Raw genomic sequence first — 13,781 nt, 5'->3', positions numbered from 1 at the left:
GGAAATGCGGGCGGAGTCGGCCTGACGGCTTGCGGCCTGGTCAGCCGCCGTTGGCCGCACTGCCCACCACGCCACCGCGCAGGCCGCTGCGGTTGGTATCCGGCCGCAGGTGCTGCGCCACCAGGTCCTCCGGCGAGCCGGCCAGCTCGCGGAACATGCCCATGGAGCCGAGCAGCGCCGAGGACTCGTAGGGCACGAAGATGCGCTCGCCCTCCTGGGCCAGGGTCGGCAGCGCCTTGATGTAGCTCTGGCCCAGCAGGTAGCCCACCACGGTGCGCTTGTTCTCTTCGCTGTCGCCGATGGCGTTGAGCACCAGCTTGATCGACTCCTGCTCGCCCTGGGCACGCAGGATGGCGGACTCCTTGTCGCCCTGGGCGTTGAGGATCGCCGACTCGCGCTGGCCCTGGGCCTTGGCGATGGCGGCGGCCTTCTCGCCCTCGGCTTCGGTGACGGTGGCGCGGCGCTTGCGCTCGGCGGCCATCTGCAGCCGCATCGCCTCCTCCACCTCACCGGGCATGGCGATGTCCTGGACCTCGACCCGCGAGATCTTCACCCCCCACTTGGAGGCCGGCTCCTCCATGGCCGCCTGGATCTCGTTGTTGACGTCGGCGCGCGACTCGAACAGCTTGTCGAGCTCCATCTTGCCGACCACCGAGCGCAGGGTGGTCTTGGCCAGCACCTCCACCGCCTGGCTCATGTTCTCCACTTCGTAGACGGCGCGCTTGGGATCGATGATCTGGTAGTAAAGGGCGCCGTTGATGGTCACGGTGACGTTGTCCGTGGTCACCACCGGCTGGCCGGGGAAGTCCATCACCGTCTCGCGTCGGTCGATGCGGATCTCGTCGCTGGTGATTGCGTGATAGTCATCGCCCATCTTGCGGTAACGGATCATGGTGATGGCGCGGGGCTGCTCGATGAAGGGGATGACGATGTTGATGCCGCTCTCGAGCAGCCGATTGAACGACCCCAGGCGTTCGACCACCATCACCTCCGACTGGCGTACGATCACCAGGCCCTTGGCGATGATCAGGATGCCGATGACGACGACGATCAGGGCGAGAATCAGCCCGGGGCTGACGGGAAGGTCCGCATTCATGGTCACTGTTCCTTGTCGTGGGGTGCGTCCTGGTGAGACGCGGGCTGGGAAAGCCGGACGACGGCGGTGGTGCCGTCGAAGCGTTCGAAGATGACTGGGGTACCTGCCGGCAGCACGGTCTCGCCGCTTTTTTCATCAGAGTCGGCGGCCACGCGCAGGCGGTAGAAATCACCGTTGATCTTGATACCCGTGGCGCCGTCGAAGTCGCGCGTCAGCGTGGTGTAGCGCCGACCCTTCTCAACCCCGCTGCCGGTGGTGCCGTAGGCCACGCCGCGTGGCGAGAACCAGGGGCGGATCTTCCACACGGCGAGCGGTACCAGCACGCCGGAGAAGGCTCCCATGGCCAGCAGCTGCCCGGCCAGCGACAGCTCCAGGGTCGCCACGGCGGCGGTGAGCGTGGCGGCGATGGCCAGCGCTAGCAGCACCAGGGCGCCGGAGGTGAGCTCGGCGAGGCCCAGCAGCAGGGCGAGGGCCAGCCAGATCAGGGCAGGGGTCCATTCCATGGAGAGGCTCCATTCATCAGGTCGGTCTCGAGCCTATCACACCCCCAGCTTTTCCTTGACCCGCGCGAAGGCGGCCAGCGCCGCTTCCAGGTCGTCGCGAGTGAAGGCGGCGGACATCTGGGTACGGATGCGCGCCTGGCCCTTGGGCACCACCGGGTAGGAGAAGGCGATCACGTAGACGCCCTCCTCGAGCATGGCGTCGGCGAAGCGGCTGGCCAGGGCGGCGTCGTGCAGCATCACCGGCACGATGGGGTGTTCGCCGGGCAGCAGTTCGAAGCCCAGGCGCTCGAGCCCCTCGCGGAAGAAAACAGTGTTGTCGTGAAGCCGGTCGCGTAGCTCGTGCGACTCGGCGGCAAGCTTCACCGCCTTGAGCGCTCCGGCGACCACCGGCGGGGCCACGGTGTTGGAGAACAGGTACGGCCGCGAGCGCTGGCGCAACAACTCGATGATCTCGCGCTTGCCGCTGGTGTAGCCGCCGCTGGCCCCGCCCAGTGCCTTGCCCAGGGTGCCGGTGGTGATGTCCACCCGGTCCATGCAGCCCCGGTGCTCGTGGGTACCGCGCCCGCCCGCGCCGAGAAAGCCGGTGGCGTGGCAATCGTCGAAATGCACCAGTGCCCCGTAGCGCTCGGCCAGGTCGCAGATGGCGTCGAGCGGGGCGATGTAGCCGTCCATGGAGAAGACGCCGTCGCTGGTGATCAGCTTGAAGCGCGCGCCGTCGCGGTCGGCGGCCTTGAGCTGCGCCTCCAGGTCGGCCAGGTCGCGGTTGCGATAGCGGTAGCGCTTGGCCTTGCTGAGCCGGATGCCGTCGATGATGCTGGCGTGGTTGAGCGCATCGGAGATCACCGCGTCCTCGGGGCCGAGCAGGGTCTCGAAGAGCCCGCCGTTGGCGTCGAAGCAGGAGGGGTAGAGGATGGTGTCCTCGGTGCCCAGGAAGTCGCTGAGGGCCTGCTCGAGGCGCTTGTGCTGGGACTGGGTGCCGCAGATGAAGCGCACCGAGGCCATGCCGTAGCCCCAGTGGTCGAGGCCTTCGCGGGCCGCGGCGGCGACATCGGGGTGCTGCGCCAGCCCCAGGTAGTTGTTGGCGCAGAGGTTGAGCACCTCGCGCCCCTCGGGCAGGCCGACGTGGGCGCCCTGCGCCGTGGTGAGGATGCGTTCGTGCTTGGTCAGCCCGGCCGACTCGATGGCGTCGAGCTCGTGGCGCAGGTGCTGTCGAAAGGCTCCGTACATGTCGTCACTCCCAGTTCAGGACCACCTTGCAGGCCTCGCCCGCCAGCATGGCGTCGAAGCCCCGCTGGAACTCGGTGTAGGGTAGCCGGTGGGTGATCACCGGTGCGATGTCGAGGCCGGAGTCGACCATCACCGACATCTTGTACCAGGTCTCGTACATCTCGCGACCGTAGATGCCCTTGATCGTCAGCATGTTGAAGATCACCGTGTGCCAGTCGATGGGCATCGCCTCGGTGGGGATGCCGAGCATGGCCACCTTGCCGCCGTGGCACAGGTTGGCGAGCATGTCGCGGAAGGCAGCGGGGCTGCCGGACATCTCCAGGCCCACGTCGAAGCCTTCGGCCAGGCCCAGTTCGCGCTGTACCTCGGCCAGGTTCTCGTGGCGCACGTCCACCGTGCGGGAGGCCCCCAGGCGGCTGGCCAGGGCCAGGCGGCCGGGGTTGAGGTCGGTGACCACCACGTGGCGCGCCCCGGCGTGGCGGCATACCGCCGCGGCCATCACGCCGATGGGGCCGGCGCCGGTGATCAGCACGTCCTCGCCCAGCAGATCGTACTGCAGGGCCGTGTGCACGGCGTTGCCCAGCGGGTCGAACAGCGCGGCGACGTCCAGGTCGATGCCCGGGCGGTGCTCCCAGACGTTGGACATGGGCAGGGCCACGTATTCGGCGAAGGCGCCGGGGCGGTTGACCCCGACGCCGCTGGTGTGGGCGCACAGGTGGCGACGCCCGGCCAGGCAGTTGCGACAGCGCCCGCACACCACGTGGCCCTCGCCGGAGACGAGCTGGCCGGGGTGGAAGTCGTTGACGTTGGAGCCGACCTCGACGATCTCGCCGACGAACTCGTGTCCCACCACCATGGGCACGGGGATGGTCTTCTGCGCCCAGCTGTCCCACTGGTAGATGTGCATGTCGGTGCCGCAGATGGCGGTGCGCTTGACGCGGATCAGCACGTCGTTGATGCCGATCTCGGGCATCGGTACCTCTTCCAGCCAGAGGCCCGGTGCGGCCTCTCTCTTGACCAGTGCTTGCATGCTGCCTCCTGACGGCCTGTGTCGATGGCTCCCGGGGCGGGCCCCTGGCAATTCACGGCAATGTGTTTAGGATGAAGGAATAGCTTCCAGTATCGCAGAAACATTCCATCATTCAAGAAATAATTCCTTCATCATGGAATATTGCGGGCAGCGGCCGGGTCGCTGCCTTGTATCGGTATAGAGGAGAGTGGCCGTGAACGACACAACGGCGACGGGGCCGGCGGTCGGCGATGCCGGCAGCCAGGTGCTGTCGAGTCGGGTGATCGAGCTGCGCAAGAAGCGCGGCCTCACCCTGGAGCAGCTGGCGGCGGCCTCGGGGGTGAGTCGCTCCATGCTCAGCCAGATCGAGCGCGGGCGGGCCAATCCCACCCTGGCCGTCACCCTGCGCATCGCCCAGGCCTTCGGGCTCAACATCGGCGAGCTGGTCGACCAGCCCTGGGCAGCGTCGCGCATCGAGGTGGTGCGCAGCGACGACGCCAGCCAGCTGTTCCGCGACGACCGCGAGTGCCGCATCCGCACGCTCTCGCCGCTGCACCTGGAGAAGAACGTGGAGTTCTACGAGGTGCGCCTCGCGGCGCGGGCGCGGCTGGCGAGCGCTCCCCACTTCGAGGGCACCCGGGAGCTCTTGACGGTCACCGAGGGGCGGGCGCGCATCCAGGCCGGCGACAACCGCTGCGAGCTCGGCCCGGGGGACTCGGCCCACTACCATGCCGACCTCGAGCACACCATCGAGAACACCGGCGACACCGAGCTGGTGGGCTTTCTGGTGGTGACCTACCAGTGAGGCAAGGAGGAGCGAGTAAGTGACGGCGCTGGTCTACTGGCTGGACATGGCGGGGGTGATCGTCTTCGCCCTGTCGGGGGTGATACTCGCCTGCCGCTCGCGCATGGACCCCTTCGGCATGCTGGTGCTGGCGGCGGTGACCGGCATCGGGGGCGGCACCCTGCGCGACCTGGTGCTGGGCGTGCGGCCGGTGTTCTGGGTCAGCGATCCCACTTACCTGTGGGTGATCCTGGCCACGGTGGCGCTGTCGATCCTCGGCTTCCACTACATCCATCGCCTGTCACGGGGCTTTCTGCCGGTGGCGGATGCTTTCGGCCTGGCACTGTTCACGGTGATCGGTGCGCACAAGGCGCTGCTGCTGGAGGCGCCGGGTATCGTGGCGGTGCTCATGGGCCTGCTCACCGGGGTAGCCGGCGGCATGGTGCGCGACGTGCTGGCGCGTCGCGTGCCCATGGTGCTCAGGCAGGAGGTGTATGCCACGGCGTCGATCGCCGGCGGCATGGCGTATGTGGTGCTCGAAACCCTGGGCGCGCCCGCGCTGGTGCCGATCCTGACGGGGCTGGCGGTGACCCTGGGCCTGCGCCTGGCGGCGATCCATTGGCGGCTTGCCCTGCCGACCTTCGCCTGGGTGGTGATACCGCGCTCGGTCGAGCCGCGTGGGGCGGGTCGGAAAGGGGCGCCCGATGACGCCGGCGAGGCATCGCGGCCGCCGGCCGAGCCGGGGCGACCCAAGGTGCGCGTGCGCATGATTCGCCCCGACAAGCCGCGACGAGGCTCCGGCACGCCGCAAGGGTAGCTATCGGAAGGAGGCTTGCGCGCACCCGGCGGCAGGGCCGCCGGGTGCGAGGGTGGGGCAGTGCAGAAAGGCTCAGTGCATGACCGTGAAACTGGCGGCATTGAGCCACAGGTGGACGGCGATGCTGGCGATATAGCCGAGCAGGATCACCGGCATCCAGCGCAGGTGGCCCATGAAGGTATAGGCGCCGCGCGACTGGCCCATCACCGCCACGCCGGCGGCCGAGCCCACCGACAGCAGGCTGCCGCCGACGCCGGCGGTGAGGGTGATCAGCAGCCAGTGGCCGTGGGACATCTCGGGCTCCATGGTGAGCACCGCGAACATCACCGGGATGTTGTCGACCACCGCCGAGATCAGGCCCAGGGCGATGTTGGCCCAGGTGGCGTCCGACTGGGTGTAGAGCAGTTCCGACACCAGTGCCAGGTAGCCCATGAAGCCCAGGCCGCCGACGCACATCACCACGCCGTAGAAGAACAGCAGGGTATCCCACTCGGCGCGCGCCACCCGGGTGAAGACGTCGAAGGGCACCACGCTGCCCAGCTGCTCGAGCTTCTTGTAGTCGCCGCGGCGGGTGTAGCGCACGCGCTTGCGCTCCAGCGAGCGCGGCAGACTGCGGCGCAGGTAGAAACCGAAGAACTGCAGGTAGCCAAGCCCGGTCATCATGCCCAGCACCGGGGGCAGGTGGAGCAGGGTATGGCCGGCTACCGCCGTGGCCACGGTGAGCAGGAAGAGGGCAATGATGCGGCGTGCGCCGCGCTTGAGCCAGACGTCCTCGTAGACCCCTTCCGGCTTGCGGTTGTTGATGAACAGGCTCATCACCACTGCCGGAATCAGGAAGTTGACCAGCGAGGGCACGAACAGCGAGAGGAACTCGTAGAACTCCACCATGCCGGCCTGCCACACCATGAGCGTGGTGATGTCGCCGAAGGGACTGAAGGCGCCGCCGGCGTTGGCCGCCACCACGATGTTGATGCAGCACAGGTTGATGAAGCGCTTGTCGCCCTCGGCGACCTTGGTCACCACCGCACACATCAGCAGCGCCGTGGTGAGGTTGTCCGCCACCGGCGAGATGACGAAGGCAAGGCTACCGGTGAGCCAGAACAGCTGCTTGTAGCTGAAGCCCTTGCGGATCATCCAGGAGCGCAGGGCATCGAACACCCGCCGTTCCTCCATGGCGTTGATGTAGGTCATCGCCACTAGCAGGAAGAGCATCAGCTCGGTGAACTCGAGCAGGGTTTCGCGGAAAGCGTGCTCGGACTCGGTCGAGAGACCGGCATTCACGTAGACCCAGCCGATCAACGCCCAGATGATGCCGGCTGCGACCAGCACCGGCTTGGACTTGCGCATGTGGATCTTCTCTTCGGCCATCACCAGCAGGTAGGCGAGCACGAAGAGCGCCACGGCAAACACGCCGACCGCCGAAGAGGTCAGGTCCAGCGGGCCGGTGGCGGCATGGAGGGGCGTGGTGAGACCCAGGGAGAGAACGAGAGCGATGAACCAAAAAGACCATCGGGCAGGGTGCCGATGGCCTGGAGTGAAGCGTCGCAGGGTAGCCATGGAGTCCGAATTCCGTCAGGGGAGGGAGGGGGGGGTAGTAAGCGGCCTAATTATATCAATAATATTGCGGCGCAACATCTTTTTTGCTGCAGTGGGTCATGGATACGTCCGGTGGTGATTTGTGGCATCATCGGGCCTTGTACTGGCGTCCGGCCCCGGGCGCTAACTTACTCCAGAGCAGGCAAGACCAGGCATGTTTCTCGATCCCTACCACACGCGGACGGCGTCGCGGGTTCGTATCTCCGCACGGCAGGCCAGCGATTTCGCCAAGCGAGTCGCCGGCGACTTCAATCCCATCCATGACGCCGACGCCCGACGCTTCTGCGTGCCGGGCGACCTGCTCTTCGCCCTGGTGCTGTCGCGGTTCGGGCTCTCCCGGCACATGGACTTTCGCTTCCGCAGCATGGTGGGCGCCGAGGTGCCGCTGCGCCTGGAGGCGCTCGACGACGCCCACATCGAGGTCAGCGATGACGACGGCAAGCGGTACCTGGAAGTGGCGCGTCGCGGCGAGCATACCGCGGACGCCGGCGTGATCGAGGCCTTCACCCGGCGCTACGTGGCCTTCTCGGGCAGGAACTTTCCCCACGTGCTCAAGCCGCTGATGGAAGCCGAGGGGGTGATGTTCAACCCCCGGCGCCCGCTGGTGGTCTACGACAGCATGGGTTTCTCGCTGGAGCGGCTCGACCTCGAACGCCCGGCGCTGGAACTCGTCGACTCGTCGCTTGCGGTCAACGGCAAGCGCGGCGACGTGCGCCTGGAATTCCGCATCACCGACGCCGGCGAAACCGTGGGCAGCGGTACCAAGAAGCTGGTGGTGAGTGGGCTGTGCGACTACGACCCCGCCGCCATGGAAGAGGTGGTCACCGAGTTCTATCGCCTCAAGGCGGCCTACGAGGCGGGAGTCTAACCCCTACACCACCACGGTCACCGGACAGGGCGCCTGGTCGATCACCCGATGGCTCACGCTGCCCAGCAGCTTCTCCCGCCAGGTGCCCAGTCCGCGGCGCCCCATGATGATCATCGGGTAGTCTTCGTAGCGGCTTGCCTGGGCGACAATCGCCCCGGCGTAGTCGGTGCCCGAGAGCACCTGCTCCACCACGCCGGCCGACACCTCGCCGAGCGCTTTACGGGCGCGCTGGAAGACTTGCTCGGCCTCGTCGTCCGGCGTGGCATCGCCTTTCGCTGCCAGCCCCGGCGGGTGGCAGAACAGCAGTTCCACGCCGGCCCCGGCGCTGCGCGCCAGGTCGCCCGCCAGGACCGCGGCCTGGTCGCTGTGGCGCGAGCCGTCCACCGGCAGCAGCACCCGGCCGATGCGCTGCACGTCTTCGGGCGCCGACTCGGCGTGCACCACCGTGACCGGGAAGTTCGCCCGGTGCACTACCTCGTTGCTGACGCTGCCCTCGACGAACTTGCCCATGTCGCTGAGGTGGCGCGCGCCGATCACCAGCAGGCTGTCGCGCTGGCCCCGGACGTGGCCGACGATGGTGCGGGCGGGGTGGCGCACGAAGGTGTCATCCTCCAGGGTCACTTCCTCGGGGGCGGGGCTCATCGGTGGGTCGATCGCCTCGCGGGCCCGCGCAAAGGCGTCGCTGGCCGACTGCAGGCGACGGGCGCGATCGTGGTCGCTCTCGACCTGGCGGTTGGCCGGCACGTCGCTGAGTTCGGCGGGGTTGAGTGGCATCACGTGCAGCAGCTGCAGGCGAGCGTCCAGCAGGCGGGCCAGCATGGCGGCATGGCGTGTGGCGGCCGTGGCGGTGGGAGACCCGTCCACCGGCACGATCACGAGCGAAACGCGCTCACTCATCGCAGAACTCCCTGACAGTCGAACACGGCTACTCAAGCCTAGCGCAGTTGGGGGCTCGGCGTCTGCCATCTCGCCTCGGCCGAGGGTAGGGCGGGCGTTGAGCGGCGGGCTTGGCGAGTCCGGCAGCAGCGCTTAGTCTCGGGGTTTCCCCTTACCCACCTGGCCCCTGACATGCATCCCCAGCGCGAACGACTGCACAACGAACTGCATGCGCGTCCGTCGATCTACTTCTCGGAACCGGCGCACCTGCACCACTACGCCTTCCTCGACACGACCGGGAGCTGTGACGACCTGCTCGCCGAGATCACGGGCACCCCGCCGGACCCCGACGCCGTGCAGGGTATCCTGACCTTCGGCGACCAGACCCTGAAGTGGGAGCGGCATACCGAGTTCTTCACCCTCACCCTGCTGGTACCGAAACCGGCGGGGGGCGAGCTGTGGCCGGCACCGCCGCCGCCGCTGGCAGACCTCATCGCCGCCCATGACGCGGCGCTGATCAGCGCCACCCTGGTCCTCGTCGAGTCGGAGCAGGGCTGGCTGGGCAAGACCGTGGCCTACGGTTTCAACGACCCGGCGGGTTCGCTGGTGGGCGGCGGCGACGCCACCGTGTGGAGCGACTTTCGCCTGGCGCCGGATGGCGTCAATCGCCTGCTGCTGGTCAATCAGGCCCTCAACGACTTCCGCCTGGGGCGTATGGTGCGGCGCCTGCTGGAGATCGAGACCTACCGCATGATGGCCTCGCTGTCGCTGCCCCTGGCCAAGGAGCTGGGTGTCGAGCTGGAGGCGCACGAGCGCGAGCTCGGCGAGCTCTCTGACCGCAATGCCGAGGGCCAGCAGGAGGACTCACGCCCGCTGCTTGCCGATCTCTCGGCGCTGTCGGCGCGCCTGGAGCGCAGCGGTGCCCGTTCGCGGCAGCGCTTCAGCGCCACCGAGGCCTATGCGCGCATCGTCTTCACCCGCATCGAGGAGCTGCGCGAGAGCCGCGTGGGCGATCGCCCCCGGTTCGGCACCTTCATCCTGCGCCGCTTCCGCCCCACGGTGCGCTACTGCGCGGCGATCGACCGGCGCCAGTCGCGCCTGGCCGAGAGCGTGGCACGCCTCAACGACCTGCTGCGCACCCGCGCCCAGGTGGAGATCGAAGAGCAGAACTCGGCCATCCTGCACAGCCTCAACGAGCGCGCCAGCAGCCAGCTGAAGATCCAGAAGGCCGTGGAGGGGCTGTCGATCATCGTCATCAGCTACTATATCTTCAGCCTGTTCAAGCTCTCCCTGGAGAGTCTCGGCGCGCTGGGCATCGAAATCGCCCCCTATACCGCCGCCGCCGTGCTGGGGCCGCTCGGGGTGCTGATCATCGGCCTGCTGGCATGGCGGATCTGGCGGGTGAAGAACCACTGAGGGCGGACGCCGCACACACGCTCGATCGGACAGGGTGCGACAAGGAGGGAGCCACGATGATACGCACGCGACTGCTGGACGTAGACGGCCGGGAACAGCTGGGCGGCGAGGAACTGATCGCCGCCTGGCAGGCGGCCCCGCAGGGGCATATCTGGATCGATCTGCAGGGCGAGCCGATGGCGCGGGAGCGCGAGCTGCTGGAGGCCTTCGGCTGTCACCCCCTGGCCATCGAGGACGCCCACCGCGAGCGTCACCCGCCCAAGATCGAGGAGTTCGAGAACCACACCCTGATTCTCTACCGCGGCATCTCCTCCTTCGATGCCGAGCTCGACTACACGCCCCAGCAGGTGGCCTTCTTTCTCGGCGAGCGCTTTCTGATCACCCTGCATCCCGGCAAGGCGCTGAGCATTGACCGCCTGTTCGGCGCCGAGGGCGGCGTGCTGCTGCGCCGCTCGCCGGAGCACGTGGCGCTGCGCGTGATGTATCTCTCCGCCGGCTACTACCTCGACAGCCTGCTCGAGTTCGAGAACGCCCTGAGCGACCTGGAAGACGCCCTGCTCGATGAGGGCAGCGACGCCCTGATGCGCCGCATCATCGCCTACCGCTCGCGGCTGGTGAAGATGCGCCGGGTGTTCAACTACCACGTGGGCATCACCCAGGACCTCACCGCCTACGACTACGCGCATCTGCCGCGCGGCAACGAGGACACCTTCCATGCCATCAACGACGTGCACGAGCGTTTCGAGCGCCTGCACAGCCTGACCCAGATGTACTACGAGATCTGCGGCGACCTGGTGGACGGCTATATCTCGCTCTCCTCGCACCAGCTCAACATCACCATGCGCGTGCTCACGGTGATCACCGCCATCTTCGTGCCCCTGACCTTCATCGCCGGCATCTACGGCATGAACTTCGCGCACATGCCCGAGCTCGCCTATCGTTACGGCTACTTCGTGGTGTTGGCGGTAATGCTGGCCATCGGGGTGGGGCTCTTGTGGTTGTTTCGGCGCAAGCGCTGGCTGTAGCCCGGGTTCGTCACCCGGCGCTGCCGGGCGGCAGCAGAAAAAGTCACGAGAAAACGGGGCAAATCAAGAACAAACCGCTCTTTTCACCGGCGGGCCCTGTGCCCTATCGTCGCGCAGTGAAACGGCTCAACACTGAGGAGGCAGCCCATGGGTACTGCACCCCTTCCGGACACCGTGCCCGACACCATGGCCGCCATGGTGCTGACCGGGCATGGCGGCATCGACAAGCTGGTCTATCGCCAGGACGTGCCCACCCCGCAACCGGGGCCGGGCGAAGTGCTGGTGCAGGTCACCGCCACGGCCAAGAACAACACCGACCGCAAGGCGCGCGAGGGGCTCTACCCGACCAAGGAGAAGGGGGAGGTGACCTCGTTCGCCATGGGCGGCGAGGCGACCCTGACCTTTCCGCGCATCCAGGGCGCCGACGTGGCCGGCCGGGTGGTGGCCGTGGGCGAGGGCGTCGATGCCGGGCGCATCGGCGAGCGCGGCCTGCTCGATTTCAACCTCTACCCCGATGCCCGGCGCGACCTCAACCTGCTGCCCGACTACTACGGCCACGGTGCCGACGGCGGCTTCGCCGAGTATGTCGCCGTGCCCTCGGATCAGTTTCACCACGTGCCCAACCCGCAGCTCGCCGACGCCGAGCTCGCCGCCATGGGGATGTGTTCCTACCAGACCGCCTACCACATGATGACCTCCGCCCGGGTGAGCGCCGGTGAACGGGTTCTCGTCACCGGCGCCAGCGGCGGCGTGGGCACCGCACTCATCCAGCTGTGCCGTATCGTGGGGGCGATTCCCTATGCGGTGAGCCAGCCAGAGAAGGCCGAGGCGCTGCTGGCGCTGGGCGCCGAGGCGGTGATCGACCGCGGCGACCTCTCGACCTTCGTCGAGCGCACGCTCTCGGCCACCGGCGGCGCGCCCATCGATGCGGTGATGGACCTGGTCGGCGGCGAGATGACCGATCGCTTCATCGACACCATGATCGCCGACATGAAGGCGCGCAGCACCTACCCGCGGCTCTCCATCGCCGGGGCCAGCGGCGGCAACCTCAGCGAGATCATGTGGACGCGCATCTACCTCTACCAGGTGCAGCTGTTCGGCGTCTCCCACGGCACCCGCGAGGAGGCCGAGCAGCTGGTGGCGTGGATTCGCGACGGCCAGCTCAAGCCGGTGCTGCATGCGGCGTTCAAGCTCTCGGAGCTGCACGAGGCGGAGCGTTACTTCGTCGCGCGCGGCAGCAACTACCTGGGCAAGATCGTGATCGTGCCCGACAGCCAATGGGACGCGCACGGGGCGCGCTTTGCCCTCGAGGGAGAAGCATGAAGGAAGAACTCGTCTTCCAACTGATGGACACTCACGCCGGCGGCGACGTCAGTCGTATCGTCACCGGTGGCATCGACCGGCTGCCGGGCGCCACGGTGCGCGACCAGATGCACTACTTGCGCGACGACGCCGACGGGCTGCGCAAGCTGCTGCTCGACGAGCCCTACGGCATCCCCGAGATGTCGGTGAACCTGCTCGTGCCCCCCTCCCATCCCGAGGCCGCGGTGGGTTACATCATCATGGAGGTGATGGGCTATCCCATCTATTCCGGCTCCAACACCATCTGCACCGCCACGGCGGTGCTGGAGCTCGGCCTGGTGCCCAAGCAGGAGGGACGCCAGCGCTTCGTGCTGGAGTCGCCCGCGGGCCTGGTGCACATCGAGGCGCTGGTGGAGAACGACGTGGTCGAGGCGATTACCTGCAAGGGGCTGCCCAGCTACATCGACACCTACCGCGCCAGTATCCACGTGCCGACCATCGGGGACGTGACCTACTCGGTGGCCTACAGCGGCGGTTTCTATGCCCTGGTCGAGGCCGCCGAACTGGGCTTCGACCTCACCCGCGACGAGGAGCGCGACCTGGCGGCCTGCGCCTCCAAGATCGTCGAGGCGATCCAGGCCGAGCGCGGCTTCTCCCACTACACCCTGGGCGACGTGGGGCCGCTGCCCTTCCTGCACTTCATGGGGCCGGTGGAGCAGGTGGCCGACGACTTCTACCGCTCCCGCTCGACCACCTACGTGCACCCCGGGGTGATCTGCCGCAGCACCACCGGCACCGGCACCTCGGCGCGGCTGGCACTGATGCACCACGAGGGGCGTATCCAGCCGGGCGATCGGCTGGAGACCGTCTCGCTGCGCGAGACCGGCTTCATCGGCGAGTTCACCGGTACGCACCGCGAGGGCACCCACCAGGTGGTGGACAACAACATCACCGGCAAGAGCCATGTGCTCGCCCGCTCGGAGATCGTCGTCAACTGCGAGGACCCGCTGGTGAATTGTGCCGGGTTGCACCACATCATCACCAGCGGGCATCACACGCCGGAGTGATCCTCCCCGGCCAGGCGCGCCCATACCGCGGTGCGCTCTGTCTCGCTCATGTTCGACCAGCGGGCGATCTCCTCCAGGGTGCGCCGGCAGCCGGCGCACAGCCCCGTGGTCTCCTCGATCCGGCAGACATGGATGCACGGGGAGGCGGGGCGTTCTGGGGAGGGGGTCGTCGTCATGGCCGTCACGCTCTCAGGG

General features: G+C 67.7%; 14 protein-coding genes. 7 read left to right on the top strand and 7 right to left on the bottom strand.

Annotation, left to right across the window (positions count from 1 at the left end):
• Positions 1–40: 40 nt before the first annotated feature.
• The 4 genes from FEF15_RS05915 to tdh are packed head-to-tail and all read right to left on the bottom strand — an operon-like array spanning position 41 to position 3,856.
• The gene (locus FEF15_RS05915; protein WP_163558233.1) at positions 41–1,096 is read right to left on the bottom strand and encodes an SPFH domain-containing protein; all 1,056 of its coding nucleotides are present in this window, start codon (positions 1,094–1,096) and stop codon (positions 41–43) included.
• Positions 1,097–1,098: 2 nt separating this feature from the next.
• Positions 1,099–1,599, bottom strand: coding sequence for an NfeD family protein (locus tag FEF15_RS05910; RefSeq protein ID WP_163558232.1), 501 nt, complete (start codon positions 1,597–1,599; stop codon positions 1,099–1,101).
• A 36-nt stretch (positions 1,600–1,635) separates the two neighbouring features.
• On the bottom strand, positions 1,636–2,826 hold the full coding sequence (kbl, locus tag FEF15_RS05905) for a glycine C-acetyltransferase (protein WP_163558231.1): 1,191 nt from the start codon (positions 2,824–2,826) through the stop codon (positions 1,636–1,638).
• Positions 2,827–2,830: 4 nt separating this feature from the next.
• Complete coding sequence (gene tdh / locus FEF15_RS05900) at positions 2,831–3,856, bottom strand: L-threonine 3-dehydrogenase (protein ID WP_163558230.1); 1,026 nt, start codon at positions 3,854–3,856, stop codon at positions 2,831–2,833.
• A 193-nt stretch (positions 3,857–4,049) separates the two neighbouring features.
• Here tdh and FEF15_RS05895 point away from each other — a divergent pair, with 193 nt between their 5' ends.
• Positions 4,050–4,640, top strand: a complete 591-nt coding sequence (locus tag FEF15_RS05895) for an XRE family transcriptional regulator (protein ID WP_240454082.1) — start codon at positions 4,050–4,052, stop codon at positions 4,638–4,640.
• A 19-nt stretch (positions 4,641–4,659) separates the two neighbouring features.
• On the top strand, positions 4,660–5,436 hold the full coding sequence (locus FEF15_RS05890) for a trimeric intracellular cation channel family protein (RefSeq protein WP_163558229.1): 777 nt from the start codon (positions 4,660–4,662) through the stop codon (positions 5,434–5,436).
• A gap of 72 nt (positions 5,437–5,508) precedes the next feature.
• On the opposite strand, the gene nhaD is transcribed toward FEF15_RS05890, so the two are convergent.
• Positions 5,509–6,993, bottom strand: coding sequence for a sodium:proton antiporter NhaD (nhaD, locus tag FEF15_RS05885; protein ID WP_163558228.1), 1,485 nt, complete (start codon positions 6,991–6,993; stop codon positions 5,509–5,511).
• 193 nt (positions 6,994–7,186) lie between these two features.
• On the opposite strand from nhaD, the gene FEF15_RS05880 reads away from it, so the two are divergent.
• On the top strand, positions 7,187–7,900 hold the full coding sequence (locus FEF15_RS05880; RefSeq protein WP_163558227.1) for a DUF3581 family protein: 714 nt from the start codon (positions 7,187–7,189) through the stop codon (positions 7,898–7,900).
• 3 nt (positions 7,901–7,903) lie between these two features.
• Here the strand turns inward: FEF15_RS05880 and FEF15_RS05875 are convergent, their stop codons facing one another.
• A complete protein-coding gene (locus FEF15_RS05875; protein WP_163558226.1) occupies positions 7,904–8,797 on the bottom strand; it encodes a universal stress protein in 894 nt (297 codons plus the stop codon).
• Between the two features lie 171 nt (positions 8,798–8,968).
• Here FEF15_RS05875 and FEF15_RS05870 point away from each other — a divergent pair, with 171 nt between their 5' ends.
• From FEF15_RS05870 to FEF15_RS05855, 4 genes are all read left to right on the top strand, one after another.
• Positions 8,969–10,192, top strand: coding sequence for a DUF3422 domain-containing protein (locus FEF15_RS05870; RefSeq protein ID WP_163558225.1), 1,224 nt, complete (start codon positions 8,969–8,971; stop codon positions 10,190–10,192).
• A 56-nt stretch (positions 10,193–10,248) separates the two neighbouring features.
• Positions 10,249–11,217 (top strand): magnesium transporter CorA family protein, encoded by a 969-nt coding sequence (locus FEF15_RS05865; protein WP_163558224.1) that lies wholly within the window; start codon positions 10,249–10,251, stop codon positions 11,215–11,217.
• Positions 11,218–11,364: 147 nt separating this feature from the next.
• Positions 11,365–12,540: a zinc-binding dehydrogenase gene (locus FEF15_RS05860; protein WP_163558223.1), complete on the top strand. Its 1,176-nt coding sequence runs from the start codon at positions 11,365–11,367 to the stop codon at positions 12,538–12,540.
• Positions 12,537–13,586, top strand: coding sequence for a proline racemase family protein (locus FEF15_RS05855; protein WP_163558222.1), 1,050 nt, complete (start codon positions 12,537–12,539; stop codon positions 13,584–13,586). Before FEF15_RS05860 ends, FEF15_RS05855 begins: the two co-directional genes overlap by 4 nt.
• Here FEF15_RS05855 and FEF15_RS05850 read toward each other — a convergent pair.
• Entirely contained in the window at positions 13,571–13,762 is a 192-nt protein-coding gene (locus FEF15_RS05850) for a DUF1289 domain-containing protein (RefSeq protein ID WP_163558221.1), read from the bottom strand. The genes FEF15_RS05855 and FEF15_RS05850 overlap by 16 nt on opposite strands.
• Positions 13,763–13,781: the final 19 nt, after the last annotated feature.

Source organism: Halomonas sp. NO4 (assembly GCF_010994375.1).
Lineage (GTDB): Bacteria > Pseudomonadota > Gammaproteobacteria > Pseudomonadales > Halomonadaceae > Halomonas.
This window is presented reverse-complemented; position numbering and strand designations above follow the sequence as displayed.